Below are 3,098 nucleotides of genomic sequence, written 5' to 3' on the forward strand. Positions count from 1 at the left end.
CAGACGGTCGGCGGGCACTTGGCGGCTGAAGCCGCAACGCGGGCAGGTAATATTCACTGGACTCTCCTCAATAAACGCAAAAGATGGCACGGATCCTTTTTATACTATCCGCAGGCCCCGGTGCTGGCAAGGGGCCGCCGCGGGCCATGCGCGCAGACAGAAAACATGTGCCTGCCGTGACGCTTGCTGTTGACAGCCTGCGCGAGTGGCTATACCCTGTTTTTTGACAAGGGGAGTAACTGGGTTCTTGAAGCCCGGGCGGTATCAACAGCATGGCCTTCGGGCCTGGTGCCGCCGTCGGTAAGCCGATTAGTGAGACCTTGGCGCAAGCGCCAAGGTCTTTTTTTATTTTTAAGGAGACATCATGAGCATACGTACCCTGCGGCCCTACATCCTTGCAGTGCTCCTGACCATTCCCGGTTTTGCCCTGCATCTGGCTCCGCCGGATATTTCTCCGTTTATCGTGACCCTGCTTTCAGGCATGGCAATTCTTGGCGCGTCCTTTCTGCTCACCTGGGCCTGTGAAGTGGCGCAGATGGACATGCCGCAGGCCGTGGCCGTGGCCGTAGTGGCCTTTATTGCCGTGCTGCCCGAATACGCGGTGGACATGTACTTTACCTGGATGGCGGGCCAGCACCCCGAAAGTCCCTATTCGCACTATGCCATCGCCAACATGACAGGCGCCAACAGGCTGCTTATCGGCGTGGGCTGGTCGGCCATCGTGCTTATCTTTGCCGGGCGCTTCCACTCGGCGGTGACCCTGAGCGAGGACAAGCGCACTGATGTACTTTTTCTTGCTATGGCAACACTTTATGCCCTGTTCATCCCCATCAAGGGTTCCCTGACCTGGGTGGACGGTCTCGTGCTTCTGGGCATTTACGTGTGGTACATACTTATCATCATGCGCCGCCCCGTGGAGGAAGAGGAACTGGAAGGCCCGGCGGCCCTGCTTGCCAGACTGGCAAAAAAAGTGCGGCTGCGCACTGTGGCGGCCATTTTTGTATTTTCGGCCCTTGTAATTCTGGGCAATGCCGAATCTTTCAGCGAAGGACTTATTGCCAGCGGCAAACAGTTGAACATCAACGAATTTCTTCTGGTGCAGTGGATTGCCCCCCTGGCTTCAGAAGCGCCGGAATTTATCGTGGCCGTCATGTTCGCCTCGCGCGGCAACGCCGGGCTGGCCCTGGGCTGCCTGCTTTCGTCCAAACTCAACCAGTGGACATTGCTTGTGGGCATGATACCCGGAGTGTACGCGGTTTCTTCCGGCGGCCTCAGCCCTGCCATAAATCTTGACACACACCAGTTTCAGGAAATATTACTCACAGCCGGGCAGTCTCTCTTTGCCGTAGCCCTGCTGCTGGATCTGCGTCTGCATGTGCGCGAGGCAGTGTGGCTGCTGCTGCTCTTCAGCCTTCAGCTGCTTTCGCCGCTGTATGAACTGCAGTTGGAAAATATCCTTGGCCTGCCCCACGACCCGTTGCGTCTGCACCTGTTTTACGCCAAGGTGTACCTTGTTCTTGCGGTGATTCTGCTCATCAAGAACTGGCGGCAGACCTGGGCGCTTCGCAAGGGCTTCAAAGTTTAACCAAAGCATGTATACTGTTGCGGGCGGGGAAAAATCGCCGCCCGCACTTTTGAATCAACGGCCCGCATGGCCGGAGCACGTATGGAACAGTACCTCGGGCAAGCAGTTTCGCCTCCACATTTTACTGGTTATCAAGGTATTATATCCATGCCGCGCCTTTTGTCTCTTCTGCTCCTGGTGTTGCTGCTTGGAGAAAGAGCGGCCGAAGCGGCCCGCATGCCGGACCAGCAGACGTCATCCCCCGCCCTTTCACAAGAATTTACAGCCCTCGCCGATGTGACGGAAATCGCTTCTGAAGGCGAAACTGCACATCCTGACGGGCATGCCGCCCCCGAAAACTCCGCCCCCGAAAACTCCGCGCAGAGCCACGCCGCCGGGGCGGAAACTTCCGGGCACGACGGTGTGGACCCCGCAGAGCAGTCTGCCCGCGACAGCGCCGCCGCCATTATTTCCGGCGCACGCAGGCCCGGTATTATTGAGCACCAGCTTGTACATGACGAGCCGGGCAGCCCTGTGATCAACATCAGCTATCCTTCGGTGGGCAGCAAACAGATCGACGGTGACATCCGCCAATGGGTTACGGGCATTGCCTCTGCTTTTGAGCAGAGCTGTAGCGGGGCGGGTCTTTCCACAGGTTCCGGCCTTGACGGTGAGCGCCCGCCTTATGAACTGTGGGCCTCCTACAGTGTTACCGCCCCTTCTCCCGCCGGACTGAGCATTACCTTTGAAGTCTGGACCTATACCGGCGGCGCGCACGGCAATCTTGACGTCATGACCCTCAACTACAGCCTGCTTACCGGGCAACGTCTTGGCCTCGTTGACCTTTTTGAAGATCCGGACCTGGCCCTGAACCTCATGTCCGAATGGTCTTACAATGAGCTTTCGCGGCGTTTGGGCGGCATGCGGCAAGAGCAGATGCTGCGTACGGGCCTTAATCCCGTACCGGAAAATTTCGCCAGCCTCACCCTTACTCCCCAGGGAGTGCGCATTAATTTTCAGCCATACCAGGTAGCGCCCTGGGCGGCCGGGGCGCAAAAAGTGAACATGCCTTTGGATCAGTTGCTGACCGCCAGACCGCTGCTGAGCATCTGGGGGCGTTAGAGCAATTTCACTTTGAAATTGCTCGGACGGCTGCGTGAGCAGTCGCCCGCCGCAAAGATGCAAGCGCAGCTTCAGCCGTTACGACAAAGGAAGTTACGGATGCTTCAGGAGTTGTAACGCAGGAACCTACGCTTGCAGACACCATGTGTAACGAGCGGTTTGTTTCCATACAACCACTGTCGCCATTCGTAAGGCTCGCAGGCTCGCCAACGACTGCCGCGAAGACAGCAGAGCTATTTACTTGCGCGGTTAAGCATCGAAGCGATGCGTGCCTTAAACTTTGAGACATTGCTGTCCGGCTAAGGGGTAACAAAAAAGTCCAAAATCTCAGCAGTATGTGGTATAAGAAGTTACCACAACAACTTGCCACACAAGGAGATTTTGGACTTGAGCCATCATACTACACTCTTCT

2 protein-coding genes are annotated in these 3,098 nt (G+C 56.9%); both read left to right on the forward strand.

All coding sequences use genetic code 11. The annotated features are described in order from the left end of the window. Positions 1 to 364: 364 nt before the first annotated feature. Positions 365 to 1,585, forward strand: a complete 1,221-nt coding sequence (locus V6C07_RS12375) for a sodium:calcium antiporter (protein ID WP_333536781.1) — start codon at positions 365 to 367, stop codon at positions 1,583 to 1,585. 147 nt (positions 1,586 to 1,732) lie between these two features. Further along, positions 1,733 to 2,686: a DUF3298 and DUF4163 domain-containing protein gene (locus V6C07_RS12380; RefSeq protein ID WP_333536782.1), complete on the forward strand. Its 954-nt coding sequence runs from the start codon at positions 1,733 to 1,735 to the stop codon at positions 2,684 to 2,686. Positions 2,687 to 3,098: the final 412 nt, after the last annotated feature.

Origin of the sequence: Desulfovibrio sp. 1214_IL3152, from assembly GCF_036763055.1 — a bacterium.
Taxonomy (GTDB): Bacteria; Desulfobacterota; Desulfovibrionia; order Desulfovibrionales; family Desulfovibrionaceae; genus Desulfovibrio.

What these genes read in the sequence shown, in the direction of transcription:
- V6C07_RS12380 (WP_333536782.1), top strand. Translation starts at nt 1,733, where the DNA reads ATGCCGCGCCTTTTGTCTCTTCTGCTCCTGGTGTTGCTGCTTGGAGAA.
- V6C07_RS12375 (WP_333536781.1), top strand. Translation starts at nt 365, where the DNA reads ATGAGCATACGTACCCTGCGGCCCTACATCCTTGCAGTGCTCCTGACC.